This window comes from Lysinibacillus louembei (assembly GCF_033880585.1).
Lineage (GTDB): Bacteria > Bacillota > Bacilli > Bacillales_A > Planococcaceae > Metasolibacillus > Metasolibacillus louembei.
The window spans coordinates 53,080-69,682 of the sequence record NZ_CP137624.1 but is presented as its reverse complement, the minus strand read 5'-3'; the positions used below and the strand labels follow the sequence as shown (position 1 = coordinate 69,682).

Here is a 16,603-nt window from a genome sequence, read left to right as displayed (position 1 = left end):
TATGATAGAACAAAGAAAGCCGATTGCAGTAGCAGAGGCTGTGCAACGTGTCATGAATTATGCGTATCAAGCACGAACAGAAACGATTCCATTACAGCAAGCTTATGGACGTTTTTTAGCAGAAGATATTGCGGCTGACCAAGATGTCCCTGCCTTTGACCGCTCTCCTTATGATGGCTATGCAATACGCTCGATGGATAGTGAGGGAGCGAATGCTGAAAAGCCCGCTATTTTCCAAGTTGTAGGTGAGATTGGTGCAGGCTATGTTTATGATGGCATCGTCGGTGAGCGACAAGCAGTACGCATTATGACAGGGGCCATGATTCCACAGGGCTGTGATGCTGTTGTCATGCTCGAAATTACACAAAGCTTTGAGCAAAATGGGCAAGCCTATATGTCGCTGAAACGACAAATACAAGCAGGTACTAATATTTCTTACAAAGGCGAAGATATTCAAAAGGATGCTATTTTAATCACAAAAGGGCAGTATATTAATCCAGGTGTTGTGGCCTTATTAGCTACATTCGGTTATCCTCATGTAATGGTTTTTAAAAAGCCAATTATCGGTGTGATTGCAACTGGCAGTGAATTATTAGAGCCAGATGAAGCATTGCAAGCTGGTAAAATTCGCAATAGCAATGCGTATATGGTGATGGCGCAAATAGAACGCGCAGGAGCAACGGCAAAATATTTTGGACAATTAAGCGATAATTTGGAGCTATGCATTCAAGCTGTGCAAGAGGCTTTACAGGAAGTAGATATATTGATTACTACGGGCGGTGTATCTGTTGGTGATTATGATTATTTACCAGCGATTTATGAGGCAATTGGCGCAGAGGTGTTGTTTAATAAAGTAGCAATGCGCCCAGGCAGTGTGACGACAGTGGCAATGCGTGATGGACAGCTACTATACGGTTTATCAGGCAATCCATCTGCTTGTTATGTCGGCTTTGAGCTATTTGCACGCCCGATTATTCGCACAGCCTTTCACAATCCACGGCCTCATTTACGACGTGAGCAGGCGGTATTAGGTGCTGATTTTCCAAAGCCGAACCCATTTACGCGCTTTGTACGTGCAATGGTTTCCTTCCAAAATGGGCAACTAGTAGCTGTACCTTGTGGCTTTGATAAATCAAGTGCCGTATCTTCACTAGAAGGAGCTAATGCCTTTATTGTGCTGCCAGGCGGTTCGCGTGGCTATGAGAAAGGAATGCAAGTGGTCGTTTTATTATTAGAAGATACGCAAGGAAGTGAATGGCCTTGGGACAGCATCGAAAAATCCTACAGATTGTAGGCTATCAAAATAGCGGAAAAACAACATTGATGGAGCAGCTCATTAGTAGTGCAACAAAGCAAGGGCTTCGTGTCGCAACGATTAAGCATCATGGACATGGCGGCGCGCCACAAGTAGATAAGATGAAGGATAGTGCGCGTCATGAAGCGGCTGGTGCTACTATAACCGCTGTCGAAGGGGCAGGGACTTTGCGACTAAGCATACAACAACAATGCTGGGAGCTAGCAGATATTGTGGCAATTTATGATGCTTTCCCTATAGATTGCTTGTTGATTGAAGGCTATAAAAAGGCGCATTATCCAAAAGTTGTCCTGTTACGCACAGAGGCAGATGAAGTGCTATTGCAGCAGCTATCCAATATTGTCTGTGTGATTTATTGGCATAAGCAACTGGCAGTGGACTATCCCATTTTTTCAATTAATGAAACTGCACAATATATTGATTTTTTAATGACAGAAATGAGGAAAGATTGATGTTTGAAATTACCGATAAGCCGATTGATGTGGAACAGGTAAGGGGAAAAGTAGTCAGCCGTAATGCAGGGGCGATTACTGTTTTTATTGGCACTGTAAGAGAAATGACTGCGGGCAAAAAAACGTTACATTTAGAGTATCAAGCCTACACACCGATGGCACTTAAAATGTTTGAGCAAATCGCGAAAGAGGTACAGGAGCGCTGGGGAGATGCACAAATTGCCATTAGTCATCGCATCGGGCATTTAGCCATTTCTGATATTGCGGTTGTCATTGCAGTGTCCTCACCACATCGTAAAACCGCATATGAAGCAAACGAATATGCCATTGACCGTATTAAACAGATTGTGCCGATTTGGAAAAAAGAGCACTGGGAAGATGGCACAGAATGGATAGGCGATCAATTGGAAAACATTCCTTATCCAACAGGCATGCCCTCATTAAACAAGGAGGACTAGGTACGATGAATATTTTATTATTTGCTCATTTACAAGAAGTAATTGGGCAACCCCAGCTAACAGTTGATTTACCACAATGTACGGTAGGTGAGCTGAAGCAATGGATGGCAAGCAATTACCCGAATATTTCCTTGCAGCAAGTGATGGTTGCAGTAAACGAGGAGTTCGCTTTAGATACAACGATTATTCAACCACAGGACACAGTAGCCTTTATCCCGCCAATCAGTGGGGGATGAGAATTAAATTCGCAAATAAATCCCCAAAGCTCAAAAGAGCAAACAATTCATCATGAATCGTTTGCTCTTATTAAATGTACACCTGCCAGCATCAGAAACGAAATCCCGACCATAGAGGCTACCCATGCCCATGCAAGTGGCATATTGTTAGAGCCAATGGCCATATAAATTGCAATTGGTGCAGTTTGTGTTTTGCCAGGTAAGTTACCAGCGAACATTAATGTTGCGCCGAATTCACCTAAGGCCCTTGCAAAGCTTAATATGATGCCTGCTACAAGGGCTTTGAAAGCAAGAGGGATAGCTATATAGAAAAAAACTTGTCTTTCGCTGGCACCAGCTACACGTGCAGCATCTTCAATATCTTGATCAATTGACTCAAAGCCTAGTTTAGCTGATTGATACATCAGTGGAAAAGCAACGACAGTTGAAGCAAGAACCGCTGCCCACCATGTGAACATAATTGGCTGATTGAAAAGCCAAATAATGGCGCTACCTAGTACACTATTTTTACCGAAAAGGATAATTAATAAAAAGCCAACAACAGTAGGTGGCAAGACTAATGGTAAGAGCAGCAAAGTTTCTACAAATAATTTTCCACAGAAATGACGTCTTGCCATCCATCTTCCTAACAAAGTGCCGATAAGCAAAACGATGATGCTAGAAACTAAGGCAACCTCCACGGAAAGCTTAAGTGGCGACCAAAAGTCCATGCTCATTACTTACTGCCCCTTGTTAAAGCCATACTTTTCAAAGATCTCCATAGCTGCATCGCTTTGTAAAAACTCATAAAAATCTGTGGCATCCGTTGTTTGCTTACTATCCTTTAAAATGCCTACTGGATAAATAATCGGTGTATGTGTGTCGCTAGCAGCAGTTGCGACAATTTCAACTTTATCTGAAATAAGCGCATCTGTTTTATAAACTAAGCCCGCATCAACATTTTCTGTTTCTACATATGTCAGCACCTGTCGTACATCTTTTGTATAAACGACTTTAGCTTCTAGTTCATGCCACAATTCTAGGTTTTGTAATACTTCCATTCCATATTGACCAGCTGGAACATTATCTGGTGTACCAAGCGCAATCTTTTCTGCATTTTTTAATTCCTTGAAAGATTGAATGTTTTTAGTATTGTTTGCTGGAACGACTAATACTAGTTCATTCGCAAGTAATTTTGTGCCTTGCTTTTGGTCAATAAAGCCTTCATCTACTAGCTCATCAAATTTATTTTCTGCTGCTGAGAAAAATAAATCGACAGGTGCGCCCTGTAATATTTGTTGCTGCAATGTACCAGAGCCACCAAAATTATAGGTGATTGTCACATTCGGATGCTCATTTGTATATGTCGCTGTTAATTCCTCTAAAGCATCTTGTAAGCTAGCGGCAGCGGAAATTGTTAATTCTACTGCTTCATCGTTAGCTGTTTGACTGCTACAGCCAACTAACAAAATTGAAACGAATAAAATGGCGATACAATAAATTTTCTTCATCGGATATTATTATCTCCCTTGATAGAAAGCTGATTCTTTTTTGTCATAAGATATTGATCAACAAGCGTGATATTCCCTTGCATTTTTTGTAATTGCTCTTTTGACACATTGCTGCTCTTTTGATAGGCATTTATTTGTTTTTCTAAATGACCTTTCGCAGCAGATAATGATTGCAGTAGATGATTGTACATTTTTGCTTGTAAAAAGCTTTCGGCTGTAGCGCCATTTTTATTGTTTGTATCAAGAAACGAGTGAATGCCTTCTGGTATTTTCGTCCCTGATAAAAGCCCTTTACCAAGCGCAACAGAGCCTGCATGTGAAAATAAATTGAACATCGCCTCTGATTGTGTTTTTTGCTGCTTGTAATCACGTGCATCAAAGGCATCCATTAAAGAATTGAAAAAATCATTGCTATTATCATTTATAAATGTAGTATCTTTGGCAAAAAATGTTTGTTTCGTATGGAATAATGGATCAATCATGTTACAGCCTCCTTATTGAAATAGCCAGCTCCAAAGTACAGCAATGCCTCTCCCTGCAAAGAAGAGCGCAGCGATGATACCAAGAAAAACAAACAGACAACTAAATGTTAAGCCGTACATAAGCTTTTTTGGTGAAGGAATTTTGCGATTGCCCCATTCCTTTGGATCATCACTCGTTACTGTATGCACTTTTCCACAGTTAGGGCAAGCCTCTATAAATAAACGATTTTCAATAGTTTTTCCATGAATGCGAGCAATCTGGACAGATAAATTGGCTGTAGCAAAATCAATTGTAAAAGTTTCGCCACATTGCTCGCACTGCTGCATTACTTTTTTCGCTTTCAATAATTCATCATCTTCCTTTAATATTTATTCACTCGCATGCATTAAATGCGAGGCTTTGCGCGCTGTCCATGTATATGCTAAAAGCAAGCACGCTAGTAAAATAATTGTTCCGAATATATAAGGTGCATCCATATTCCAATCAAATAAAGTACCTGCAAGCGCAGGACCAACCATATTTCCTAAGCTCATGTAGGCATTATTCATACCTGCTGCATAGCCTTGACCATCGCCAGCAAGCTTCGATACAAGTGTATTTACAGCTGGACGAATAAATGTCGTCGCAATTGAGAAAAGAGTAGCTACCGTTAAAATGACAAAGAAGCTACTAATATAAATCATTAAGAACATCGTCAGTGCAGCAACGAGTAAATTAACAAAAATTACTTTCATTTCACCGAAGCGTTTAAATAGTTTATCGATAACAAACATTTGCAAAATAACGCCTGCGAAGCCACCAACTGTTAAGACAATTGCAATATCTGTTGGGGTATAGTGGAATTTATAGCCTAAATAAACAGCCATTGTTGCTTGGAAATTCGCAATGCCAAAGCTAAATGTGAAAATAACAATTAAAATCACAAAGTAAGGCATTTTCACGGAATTTGCTAATTGCTTGAATAAATTATCTTTTTTCACCTGTTGTCTAACCTGTGCAGCTACATTTGGTAAAACAAAGTAAGAAATAAGTGCAGTAGCTATCGCAAAGCCTCCAGCAATATAAAAGGGAAAGTGCAAATTAACCTTCGCCAAAAAGCCACCAATCCCTGGACCTATTGTGAAGCCGAGCGACATTGCAGCACCTAGCATGCCCATGCCTTTTCCTCGTTCTTCTACTGTCGTAATATCAGCAACATAGGCCATAGTTGGAGCCATAATTAAAGCGGCACCAAGTCCAGCTAAGAAACGCGCTACAAATAGCATCCAAACATCTGTTGCTAAACCGAAGAAAATTTGCGCACAGCCATATATAATAAGCCCTGCAATAATAAACATTTTGCGTCCATGGCGGTCAGATAAATCGCCAGCAATTGGCGAAAATAAAAACTGCGCTAGTGCAAAGCCTGCAATAAGAAAACCAAGCGCTTGTCCACCAACGCCAAAAAGCAATAAATAATCGGGCATTACAGGAATAATAATTCCAATACCACCCATTGTAATAAACAAGCTAAACATTAATATGTAGAGCGCGGATTTATTCGTTTGTTGTGTCATATATAGTCCGTCCTTCTGATTATTCGATTGAACTAAGTCTACCATAAGGAGTAGGGGACTGCTATTAATTAAGATTATAGTAATGCAGCAAATAAAATGAAGCTAAGAGCCCGTAGCTATTAGCTTCAAGATTTAAAATGGTGATGCTTCACCTTCTATACAAAAAATTATTAATACGGGATAATCTTTTTGTTTTTTTAACCTAATTTTAACCTTGTGTCTTTATAGTCTATTTATGAGATAACGAAATCAAATGAAGGAGGAGAAGTGGTATGCAACAAAAAAATAAGCAGACATTAGTACTCATCGCCATTGTTGTATTGCTAGTGCAAACTGTATTTAGTAGTTTACCAGTTATGGCGGTAAGTACCACCTCTATACTACAGGTTACGATGAGCACAGATGGCAAGCCGTATGTAGAAGGAGATATAGCGACAAGCCCTGTAGCTATTCAAGTCACAGCGACTTCCGCAGACAGTGCTAAAGTAGAATTTTCACAGGACGGGCAAACATGGCAGCCTTTTGATGTAGCAAAACTATTTATGGTAGAAGATATTGGGGAGCATTTGCTATGGTTTCGTCTAGTGGGCGCAAGTAACATACAAAAGTATACAATTCGCATTGCTCCACCAATGCTGCAAACAATGGCTAATGGATTGAATAATGTAGTAACACATTTGCCAGAGGCGGATGTTATGACATTCGAGGGAAGCACTGCGGATGGTGTGTATGACAATGACCAATATGGTAGATTATACATCGGCATGACAAATGAAGCTCCTTATTCTTTGAATACAAGAAGTAGAGCGGCCTTCCGTTTCAAGTTAGATGAGGGGAAGGAGGTCGCTGCTGCTACTTTGGAGTTGCATGTTCAAGATGTCGAGGGAGTGAATTCGGGATATCCTCTATATGTTGATGTGTATGGTTCTCCCAACAATAATTTCACCAATACTAGCGGACGGTTAAATATCTTCCCTGTAGTTGAAGAAGGGGCTACTTCAGTACGTTACATAGCTCCGACAGATTCTAACAGCGGTCTTCCAGTGGTACCGCCGGGAGGCAAAATATCAAGAGATGTGACTGACCTCGTCAAGGCGTATACTGATAGCACAGACCGAGATATTACGCTCGTTGCAATTGGAAACGAGTCAAATCCACTTAATGGGCGATTTTCTATTTATTCAGCTGAGCACGCGAACGCAACGCTTCATCCTAAGCTGATTGTTACTTATTCAGACAACGAGCCGCCAACTGGAACGATACGTGTTAGGGAAGGCGCATACACGATTGAACCTTTTGTTATACTTGATATTACTGCCGCTGACCCTGATGTGGGTGATAATGTGACAGCTATGAGATTCACAGAAAATCTAGAAAATTGGCCGTCTGTATGGGAGAATTTCGCAAACTTTAAGTCGTTCATACTAACGCCTGGAGATGGTAACAAGACTATTTACATGCAACTGAAGGACAATCGGGGTGGAATTTCGGCTGTTTATAGTACGTCCGTCTATTTGGATAGATCTGCGCCGACAGGAACAGTGCAAATTAATGAGGGGGGCATTATGGACTAATTCCCCAACGGTTAGACTGAGTCTGACGGCGTCTGACTCAGGGAGCGGCTTGAGAGAAATGCGTTTCTCAAATAATCCGCTTGATCCTCTGTCATGGGGAGCATGGCAAACATTCAACTCATCAGCCTCTTGGAATATTGCCAATCAAGAAGGCCAAAATACTGTGTATGTCCAGTTCAGAGATGCGGCGGGCAATATTAGTTCAGACACAATCAGCGATATGATTGGTCTGGATAAGACGAACCCTTCTGGTACAATCAGGATTGCGGAAGGCGCTTTGCAGACAGCAAATGCTAATGTTAGCCTTACGTTATCGGCTAGCGACAGCGTATCTGGTATTACGCATATGCGGTTGCGTAATGAGAACCAGCCTGCGGGTTTGGGTACATGGGAAACCTATTCAACATCTAAAGGCTGGACACTTTCCGGCGGGGAAGGAACTAAAACCGTATATGTAGAATATCGTGATGCTGCAGGCAATATAAGCACAGCAGTCAGTGCAAGCATTGTTTTGGATACCACTCCACCTCAAGTAGACGGGGTAACAAACGGCGGAATCTATAATAGGGCGGTAGCTTTCAGCTTCAATGAAGGGATAGCAACATTGAACGGCGCCTTTGTAGTTTCTGGTACTCTAGTCACAACAGAAGGGAATTATACGCTCATTGTTACAGACGGTGCCGGTAATACAACGACTGTTTCGTTTACGATTGACCAGACGGCACCGGACGGGGTGCTTACGATCAATAATGGGAATCAGTGGACGAACAATGTTAATGTCACTTTAATGTTATCGGGCTTGAGTTCGGATACTCATGAAATGCAAATCTCCAATGATCCGGCGGATTTCGATGATCATAGCGGCTGGTTGCCGAAAGCGGCAACGGTAGGCTGGACCCTAACGCCGGGTGACGGCGAAAAAACGGTATATGTCCGCTTTAAAGACCAAGCCGGCAATATTAGCGGCGTCGTAAACGATTCGATAAAGCTTCTAACAGCAGCGCCGACTGGAACAGTAACAATCAATAACGGTGCTGTATGGGCGACAGGAACGGCAGTAGAGCTTGCCTTCGACAATCTTAGTGATGGTATTGCTGAATTCCAAGTGTCGAATCTGAATGGAGACTGGAGCACAGCAGTCTGGACGCCAATTGCGCCGGTATATAACTGGAACCTTTCAACAGGGGACGGTGATAAGACGGTATATGTGCGTTTTCGTGATAAGGCAGGCAATATCGGTACTACGATTGGTGCTGCAATTAAGTTAGATACAGAAGCACCAATAGGTAATTTTACAATTAACGATGGAGACGAGTGGGTAACAGATAAGAATGTAACGCTATCATTTACGGAAGTCAGCCCAGACGTAGAAGCAATGCAAGTATCAAATGAAGCTGCTACATGGTCATCTGCATGGGCAAATATCGCATCAACGTACAATTGGAAGCTTTCAGCAGGAGATGGTGTAAAGACGGTGTATGTTCGCTTCAAAGATGAAGCAGGAAATATAAGTAATGTTATAAATCAAACAATTAAGCTGGATACGGAAGCACCGATAGGAACCGTTGTAATTAATGACGGAGATGAATGGACAACGAAGACAGATGTCACATTATCATTTACGGGAGTCAGCTCAGACGTAGAAGCAATGCAAATATCAAATGAGGCTGGTATCTGGCCAGCTATATGGGAAAATAGTACATCAACATACAACTGGAATTTTTCAGCAGGAGATGGTGTAAAAACAGTGTATGTCCGCTTCAAAGATGAAGCAGGAAATATAAGTAATGTTATAAATCAAACGATTAAACTGGATACGGAAGCACCGGTAGGAACCGTTGTAATTAATGGCGGAGATGAATGGACAACGGAGATAGATGTCACACTATCATTTACGGGAGTCAGCTCAGACGTAGAAGCAATGCAAATATCGAATGGGGTGGATACTTGGCCCTCCACATGGGAGGTTATTGAACCAAGTTATAATTGGCGTATTTTACAAGAAGATGGAGCTAGAACGGTTTATGTACGTTTCCGAGATGGCGCAGGCAATATCAGTAGTGCGGTTAATGCTACAATCAAGCTGGATACGGAAGCGCCAACGGGAAGCTTTACAATTAATGATGGAGATGAATTGACAAAGGATAGAAATGTCACATTATCGTTTGCGGGAGTCAGTGCGGATACAGAAGCAATGCAAGTATCAAATGAAGCTGCTACATGGTCATCTGCATGGGAAAATATCGCATCAACGTACAATTGGAATCTGACAGTAGGAAATGGTATGAAGACGGTCTATGTACGCTTTCGGGATAAAGCGGGCAATATAAGCGCCGCGATTAGTGCTACAATCAAATTTACTGCTATGCCATCAACAGGAGGTAACATAAATCCACCGCCAATATCAAACGACAATGATAATTCAGCACCAGCCTCTGTCCAAATCACATTGCGTACAAATGGTGGTACAGTACTTGCGCCATTTGAACTTGCTTATAATACAAAAATAAGTGACTTACCTACCCCAACAAGAGAGGGTTATCGTTTTGCCGGTTGGTATGAGGATGAAGCACTGACAAAGCCTTGGGCGGAAGATACACTTGTTAAGGAGAGCATAACACTTTATGCCAAATGGATAGCATTTCCTATGGAAGAGCCGAAGCAACCACAAGAACCGCCATCACCAAAGCCAATCGTGACATTTCGTGATGTGGAAAGTCATTGGGCAAAAGAAATGATAGAGGAACTGGCAGCGAATGGCATTATTCAAGGCTATGAGGATGGGTCTTTCCGTCCGAATACACCAATTAGCCGTATGCATGTGGCAGTGTTACTAACAAGAGCCTTTTCCCTTGAAACCGTAAGAACCGCTGAGGATTTCTCAGATGTACCGAAAAATCATCCTTACTATAAGGCGATTGCGACATTACAACAAGCAGGCATTGTAGATGGGTCAAATGGTGCGTTCCTCCCAGCAGAAAATATGACAAGAGCACAATTAGCAAAAGTGCTTGTAGGAGTGCTCGGTTTAACTCCAGAAGGCACAAGTTCATTTGCAGATGTAGATAGTAAGCATTGGAGTGCGGGCTATATTGCAGTGTTAGAGCGTGAAGGTATTGCATTAGGCGATAAAGGTAACTTCCATCCGAATGAGCCTGTCACAAGAGCACAATTTGTCGCATTTTTATATCGAATCATGCAAAGATAGCAATAATAAAAGAAGCTTGTTTGGGGTGTTTTTTAATGGCGAAATACAGTGAAGAATTTAAATTGAAGGTGGTACTCGAGTATCTTCAAGGTACTTTGGGTTATCCATTAATGGCGAAGAAATACCAGATTGGTGCAGAGTCTCAAGTTAGACGTTGGGTACGTGCTTACAAGGAATTTGGTCGTAAAGGATTATCTGTTAAGAAAAAGAAGGCGATTTATTCTGTTCAATTCAAAGTGGATGTATTACACTTTATAAAACAAACAGGTGCTTCTTATCAAGAGACGGCGATTCAATTTAAGCTAAACAATCCGAGTTTAATCGCCAATTGGAACGATAAATTTCTAAAAGAAGGGGTAGAGGGCCTGCAAGAAAAAGCAAAGGGGCGCCCATCTATGTCTAAAAAACCACAAGCTACACCAACTCAAAAAGAAATGTCACGTGAGGAGCAGTTAGAACGCGAAAATGAACTGCTTCGTCTAGAGGTCGCCTATTTAAACAAGTTGAAGGCTTTTCGAGAGAACCCGGATGCCTTTCTCGAAAAGCACAAGCAGCGATTGCCTTTGAACTCAAAGAAGAAGAATTCCGATTAAAAGATGTGTTAAAGCGTGTAGACATGCCGGAAGCGACTTATCACTATCACATCAAACAAATGCATCAAGAAGATCCAGATAAAGCTTGGAAGACGTTGATTATAGAGGTATTTGAGAAACATGAAGGTCGATATGGCTACCGCAGAATTCATGCGGAATTGAAAGGGCAAGGTTACATGATTAATCATAAGAAGGTACAGCGTCTCATGCGGAAATTGAACTTGAAATGCGAGAAATTCATGCGGAAATCACGCTATCAATCGTATAAAGGGACCGTTGGAAAAGTAGCCAAAAATCGTTTGAATCGTCGTTTCACTACACCCTATGCCCTTCAAAAAGTGGTGACAGACGTAACGGAATTCAAATGTATAAATAATGAAAAGTTGTATTTGAGCCCGCTTCTTGATGTATATAACGGTGAAATCATTGGATTTAGTATGTCTAAACGCCCAACACTTGATTTCATGATGAATTCACTGAAACAAGCACTCCCAGTTATTCAAGAGCGAGCTGACTATCGTACCACAATTCATTCCGATCAAGGTTGGCACTATCAACATAACCAATGGGTGAAAACATGAAAGCAGAACAAGATTTTCCAAAGCATGTCTCGCAAAGCAACATGCGCAGATAATGCGATGATGGAGAACTTCTTTGGCTTACTGAAACAGGAAATGTATTACGGTGAAGAAGTCGTCTCTTACGAAGCGTTACAGAAGAAAATTGAGCAATATATGGATTACTACAATAACGAGCGAATTAAACAAAAACTGGCCGGCATGAGCCCGGTAAAATACCGAACGCATGCCAGCCAATCCGCTTCATAATTAAAACTCTAACTTTAAGGGGTCACTACCCAAGCTTCTTTTTAATTCATGCTCATCTTAAACTCTAAAAACAATTCATTATACTTCCCAAGCCATTCAAGACCAAGGTTTTCATATACTTCAAGATGCTCGCGTGTTTCCTCATCTGGGTAGTAACGCTCATCTTCCACTACTTCTGGATCCATTAACTCCATTGCAGCTAAGTTAGGTGTAGAGTAGCCCACATAATCTGTGTTTTGGGCGTTGACCTCTGCATCAAGCATAAAGTTGATGAAGGCATGTGCTCCATCAATGTTCTTTGACGTTTTTGGAATAACGAAATTATCGAACCATAAATTGGAGCCTTCTTCAGGCACCGCATATGTTAAATCCTCATTTTCAAACATCATATCTGCGGCTTGCCCTGACCAAGTTAAGGCAACAGATGCTTCATTATTAATCATTAATGGTGTAATTTCGTCACCGATAATCGCCTTTACATTTGGTGCAAGTGTAATTAACTTATCCGTTGCTGTACGTAAAATTTGGTCGTCCTTTGTATTTAAAGATTGACCAATCGAATTAAGACCCATTCCCATCACTTCGCGTGCACCATCTACTAAAAAGACTTTACCTTTTAGCGATGGGTCCCATAAATCTTCCCATGATTCAAATGTTAAGTCATCACCAATCATTGTTGGATTATAGACGATGCCAACTGTTCCCCAAAAATACGGCAGTGAATATTCATTGTCTGGGTCAAATGCTAAATTTAAAAAATAAGGGTCGATATTTTTCATATTTGGTATTTTCGAATGATCTAAAGGAATTAACAAATCCTTTTCCTTCATCATTTCTACAGTATATTCAGAAGGAGCAGCAACATCATATGCTGAGCCACCTTGTTGAATTTTTGTCAGCATTGCTTCATTTGAATCGAATGTTTCGTAAATGACATGGATACCTGTTTCTTTTTCAAATTCTTTAATTAAATCGGGATCGATATATTCACCCCAGTTGAAAACAGTGAGTGTATCTTTGCCACCTTTGCCGCCTTTGACTTGCAGTTGACTGGCAGCTAAAAATAGCAAGGCACACGCAATGACGATCGCAATTGTAGCTTGTAGTAACTGTTTCATTTGTTAGCGTCCCACCTTTGCTTGCTTTGAGCGATTATTAACAAAATAGTAGCCGACAACAACAAGTACTGTAATAACAAAAATTAAACCAGAAATTGCGTTAATCGTTAATGTAATACCAGTACGTGCCATCGAGTAAATTTCGACAGACAATGTGCTAAAGCCATTTCCTGTAACGAAAAATGTTACAGCGAAATCATCTAATGAATACGTCAAGGCCATGAAAAAGCCAGCAAAAATGCCTGGTGCAATATAAGGTAAAATGACGCGCATTAATACATCACGTTTCGTTGCACCTAAATCGCGTGCCGCATCAATTAGCGATGTATTCATTTCAAGCAATTTTGGCAGCACCATCAGCACAACAATCGGCACACTGAAGGCAATGTGTGAAACAAGTACAGAGGCAAAGCCAAGCTTCACGCCGATAAATGTAAATAAAATTAAGAAGCTTGCACCGATAATAACATCAGGGCTAACGATTAACACATTGTTTAATGACAGCAAGACGCTACGCATTTTTGCATTTTTAACTGACACAATGCCGATTGCGCCGAATGTCCCGATAATTGTTGCGAGCAAGCCAGAAAGCAATGCGACTAAAATTGTATTAATTAAAATAACAATTAAGCGTGAATCACCAAAGACAGCAGCATAATGCTCCCATGTAAAGGATTCGAAATCGTTCATATTGCCAGCGCTATTGAACGAATAAAAGATAAGATAAAAGATTGGCGCATATAAAATAACGAAAACGAGCACCAAATAAATTTTAGAAATAGGTGATAGCTTTTCCATTATACGCGGCCTCCCTTAGAGTTTTTTCCTGTAAATAGCATAATAACAACCATAATAAAGATTAAAAATACCGCAATTGTTGAACCCATTCCCCAGTTTTGTGATACAAGGAATTGTTGCTCAATCGCAGTTCCGAGCGTAATAACGCGATTCCCTGCAATCAATCGTGTAATCATAAAGAGCGATAGAGCAGGGATAAATGTTACTTGAATACCTGATTTTACCCCGTCCATCGTCAATGGGAAAATGACACGACGGAATGTTGTAAAGCTTGAAGCCCCAAGGTCACGTGCCGCATAGACAAGCGTTGGGTTTAGTTTATCAAGCGAGTTGAAAATCGGAATAATCATAAACGGTATGAAAATATAAACCGATACGAAGACAAAGCTAAAATCAGTAAATAGCATTTGCTGTGGATCAAAGCCAAACACTTCAATCATGGCATTAATCGGTCCGTACAAGCCGAAAATACCAATAAAGGCATAGGTTTTTAATAACAAGTTAATCCATGAAGGGATAATAATGAGCATTAGCCATAAATGCTTATGCTTCGTTTTTGTTAATAAATAAGCGACTGGATACGACACAAGCAATGTGAAAAACGTAATTAAAAAGGCGTACCAAAAGCTAGACAAGGTCATTTTCAAATAAACTGTTGAGAAAAATGCCGCATAGTTCGCTAATGTGAAATTCCCCTCTAAATCTTGAAGGGAATAATAAATAATTAAGGCAATCGGCGCGATTACAAAGAGTGCAATCCAAATCACATAAGGAAATAATGCGCTTTTTGAATTTTTAGTTTGCATTGTCATCATCTCCATATGATTCAAGTCGCTTGTCGAAATCTTCCTCCGTTTCGTTTAAGCGCATAACATGAATAGCTTCTGGATCGAAATCTAAGCCAATTTGTTGTCCCACTTCTGCCTTCTTCAAAGAGTGAACGAGCCATTCGTTGCCATCTTGGTCGTATGTCGAAATTTCATAGTGCACACCACGGAATAATTGCGTATCTACTGTCACGATTAATTTTCCTTTTTCAACCGTTGTAATTTCTAAATCCTCTGGGCGAATAACAATATCGATTTTTTCATTTTTTTGCATCCCTTGGTCAACACACTCAAATTCCTTACCAGCAAAGCGAACGCGGAAGTCGTCAATCATCGTGCCATCAACAATATTGGATTCACCGATAAAGTCAGCAACGAAGCGGTTAATCGGCTCATCATAAATATCCACAGGTGTACCAGATTGCTGAATTTCACCGTTTGATAAAACGAAAATCTCATCGCTCATTGCCAGCGCTTCCTCTTGGTCATGTGTAACGAAGACAAATGTTTTGCCAAGGCGTTGCTGTAATTCACGTAGCTCATACTGCATCTCTGTACGTAGCTTTAAATCAAGCGCTGATAATGGCTCATCTAATAAAATAATTTCAGGATCATTAATAATAGCACGTGCAATTGCAACACGTTGACGTTGACCACCTGACATTTCGGAAATTTCACGGTTGCCATAGCCTGCTAAGTTAACGAATTTTAATGCCTCTTGTACACGCGTTTCAATTTCAGCTTCCTTTACCTTTTTAATGCGTAAACCAAACGCTACATTTTCAAAAACGTTTAAATGAGGAAACAGCGCGTAATCTTGGAACACCGTATTTACTTGACGCTCGTTCGCAGGTACATTATTAATTTTTTTATCATGAAAGAAGACTGCGCCATCAGTTGGCTCTGTAAAGCCTGCAATAATGCGTAAAATTGTTGTTTTGCCACAGCCAGATGGACCAAGCAATGTGTAAAACTTACCTTTCTCTAGCTCAAAATTAATATTTTTTAATACGACTGTTCCATCGTCATAAGATTTCGTTACATTTTCAAAACGAATAATTGTATTGTTGTCCATAACAAGCCTCCTAAACTATAAGTAAGATTCCGTAGCGACAAGCAACAATTCTGTTGTCCCGTCATATACATTAAAAATTTGGTGATTGGATATAGCATCATAATAAACAGAATGTCCTTCTGTTGCGATATAGGCTTCATCTCCAATGACGACACGAATGCGTCCCTTTAATACGTAAATAAACGTTTCAGCAAGAGAGGGTTCAAAGGCTTTAAATGCGCCTCCCTTATGAATTTTTAAAAAGACAGGCTCCATCTCTTTATCGTTCGATGTTGGAATTAACCACTCAATTTCATATTGCTTTTCATTATCTGTAAAGCTAGTGCGATCTTCCTCTGTAAAAACAACATGCTTATTTTGCCATTTCTCATCATCAAAAAATTGTTTTGGCGTTGTGCCAAGCACCTCTAAAAGCGAAAATAGTGTTTCGATAGAAGGGGAGTTCAAATCACGTTCAAGCTGCGAAATATAGCCCTTCGTTAAATCTGTACGTTCGCCAAGCTCCTCTTGAGTAAGCCCTTTTTTTAGTCGGAGCTCCTTTATTTTCATACCAATTTGCATTTCTTTGCCTCCTTATAAGTTTAGTAATTTTA

19 protein-coding genes are annotated in these 16,603 nt (G+C 40.6%); 9 read left to right on the top strand and 10 right to left on the bottom strand.

Features of this window, described 5'->3' with window-relative positions; translation table 11 throughout:
• Position 1: 1 nt before the first annotated feature.
• The 4 genes from R6U77_RS00380 to moaD are packed head-to-tail and all read left to right on the top strand — an operon-like array spanning position 2 to position 2,461.
• Positions 2-1,294 carry a molybdopterin molybdotransferase MoeA gene (locus R6U77_RS00380; protein WP_319836971.1) on the top strand — a complete coding sequence of 431 codons (1,293 nt, stop codon included), beginning with the start codon at positions 2-4 and terminating at the stop codon, positions 1,292-1,294.
• A complete protein-coding gene (gene mobB, locus R6U77_RS00375) occupies positions 1,255-1,767 on the top strand; it encodes a molybdopterin-guanine dinucleotide biosynthesis protein B (protein ID WP_319836970.1) in 513 nt (170 codons plus the stop codon). The genes R6U77_RS00380 and mobB overlap by 40 nt, the downstream gene beginning before the upstream one ends.
• On the top strand, positions 1,767-2,225 hold the full coding sequence (locus R6U77_RS00370) for a molybdenum cofactor biosynthesis protein MoaE (RefSeq protein WP_319836969.1): 459 nt from the start codon (positions 1,767-1,769) through the stop codon (positions 2,223-2,225). Before mobB ends, R6U77_RS00370 begins: the two co-directional genes overlap by 1 nt.
• A gap of 5 nt (positions 2,226-2,230) precedes the next feature.
• Positions 2,231-2,461, top strand: a complete 231-nt coding sequence (moaD, locus tag R6U77_RS00365) for a molybdopterin converting factor subunit 1 (protein WP_319836968.1) — start codon at positions 2,231-2,233, stop codon at positions 2,459-2,461.
• Positions 2,462-2,511: 50 nt separating this feature from the next.
• On the opposite strand, the gene modB is transcribed toward moaD, so the two are convergent.
• The 5 genes from modB to R6U77_RS00340 are packed head-to-tail and all read right to left on the bottom strand — an operon-like array spanning position 2,512 to position 5,990.
• A complete protein-coding gene (modB, locus tag R6U77_RS00360; RefSeq protein ID WP_319836967.1) occupies positions 2,512-3,177 on the bottom strand; it encodes a molybdate ABC transporter permease subunit in 666 nt (221 codons plus the stop codon).
• 3 nt (positions 3,178-3,180) lie between these two features.
• Positions 3,181-3,951 (bottom strand): molybdate ABC transporter substrate-binding protein, encoded by a 771-nt coding sequence (gene modA, locus R6U77_RS00355; protein WP_319836966.1) that lies wholly within the window; start codon positions 3,949-3,951, stop codon positions 3,181-3,183.
• On the bottom strand, positions 3,948-4,433 hold the full coding sequence (locus tag R6U77_RS00350; protein ID WP_319836965.1) for a hypothetical protein: 486 nt from the start codon (positions 4,431-4,433) through the stop codon (positions 3,948-3,950). The genes modA and R6U77_RS00350 overlap by 4 nt, the downstream gene beginning before the upstream one ends.
• 12 nt (positions 4,434-4,445) lie before the next feature.
• On the bottom strand, positions 4,446-4,778 hold the full coding sequence (locus R6U77_RS00345) for a CpXC domain-containing protein (RefSeq protein WP_293922388.1): 333 nt from the start codon (positions 4,776-4,778) through the stop codon (positions 4,446-4,448).
• Between the two features lie 24 nt (positions 4,779-4,802).
• A complete protein-coding gene (locus R6U77_RS00340; RefSeq protein WP_406601066.1) occupies positions 4,803-5,990 on the bottom strand; it encodes an MFS transporter in 1,188 nt (395 codons plus the stop codon).
• Between the two features lie 272 nt (positions 5,991-6,262).
• Between R6U77_RS00340 and R6U77_RS00335 the strand changes: the two genes are divergently transcribed.
• The 5 genes from R6U77_RS00335 to R6U77_RS00315 are packed head-to-tail and all read left to right on the top strand — an operon-like array spanning position 6,263 to position 12,192.
• On the top strand, positions 6,263-7,564 hold the full coding sequence (locus R6U77_RS00335) for a DNRLRE domain-containing protein (RefSeq protein ID WP_319836964.1): 1,302 nt from the start codon (positions 6,263-6,265) through the stop codon (positions 7,562-7,564).
• A 58-nt stretch (positions 7,565-7,622) separates the two neighbouring features.
• Positions 7,623-10,772 (top strand): S-layer homology domain-containing protein, encoded by a 3,150-nt coding sequence (locus tag R6U77_RS00330; RefSeq protein WP_319838407.1) that lies wholly within the window; start codon positions 7,623-7,625, stop codon positions 10,770-10,772.
• 35 nt (positions 10,773-10,807) lie between these two features.
• The gene (locus R6U77_RS00325) at positions 10,808-11,365 is read left to right on the top strand and encodes a transposase (RefSeq protein ID WP_319836963.1); all 558 of its coding nucleotides are present in this window, start codon (positions 10,808-10,810) and stop codon (positions 11,363-11,365) included.
• Positions 11,329-11,946 carry an IS3 family transposase gene (locus tag R6U77_RS00320; protein ID WP_319838406.1) on the top strand — a complete coding sequence of 206 codons (618 nt, stop codon included), beginning with the start codon at positions 11,329-11,331 and terminating at the stop codon, positions 11,944-11,946. The genes R6U77_RS00325 and R6U77_RS00320 overlap by 37 nt, the downstream gene beginning before the upstream one ends.
• Before the next feature lie 24 nt (positions 11,947-11,970).
• Positions 11,971-12,192 carry an IS3 family transposase gene (locus R6U77_RS00315; RefSeq protein ID WP_319836962.1) on the top strand — a complete coding sequence of 74 codons (222 nt, stop codon included), beginning with the start codon at positions 11,971-11,973 and terminating at the stop codon, positions 12,190-12,192.
• A gap of 41 nt (positions 12,193-12,233) precedes the next feature.
• Here the strand turns inward: R6U77_RS00315 and R6U77_RS00310 are convergent, their stop codons facing one another.
• From R6U77_RS00310 to R6U77_RS00290, 5 genes are read right to left on the bottom strand one after another with little or no spacing between them, the layout of a single operon-like run.
• Positions 12,234-13,310 carry an ABC transporter substrate-binding protein gene (locus tag R6U77_RS00310; RefSeq protein WP_319836961.1) on the bottom strand — a complete coding sequence of 359 codons (1,077 nt, stop codon included), beginning with the start codon at positions 13,308-13,310 and terminating at the stop codon, positions 12,234-12,236.
• A gap of 3 nt (positions 13,311-13,313) precedes the next feature.
• Positions 13,314-14,108 carry an ABC transporter permease gene (locus tag R6U77_RS00305; RefSeq protein WP_293922394.1) on the bottom strand — a complete coding sequence of 265 codons (795 nt, stop codon included), beginning with the start codon at positions 14,106-14,108 and terminating at the stop codon, positions 13,314-13,316.
• Positions 14,108-14,914 carry an ABC transporter permease gene (locus tag R6U77_RS00300; protein WP_293922396.1) on the bottom strand — a complete coding sequence of 269 codons (807 nt, stop codon included), beginning with the start codon at positions 14,912-14,914 and terminating at the stop codon, positions 14,108-14,110. The genes R6U77_RS00305 and R6U77_RS00300 overlap by 1 nt, the downstream gene beginning before the upstream one ends.
• The gene (locus R6U77_RS00295) at positions 14,904-16,010 is read right to left on the bottom strand and encodes an ABC transporter ATP-binding protein (RefSeq protein WP_293922398.1); all 1,107 of its coding nucleotides are present in this window, start codon (positions 16,008-16,010) and stop codon (positions 14,904-14,906) included. Before R6U77_RS00295 ends, R6U77_RS00300 begins: the two co-directional genes overlap by 11 nt.
• A 15-nt stretch (positions 16,011-16,025) precedes the next feature.
• Positions 16,026-16,571, bottom strand: a complete 546-nt coding sequence (locus tag R6U77_RS00290) for a helix-turn-helix domain-containing protein (RefSeq protein WP_293922400.1) — start codon at positions 16,569-16,571, stop codon at positions 16,026-16,028.
• Positions 16,572-16,603 lie beyond the last annotated feature (32 nt).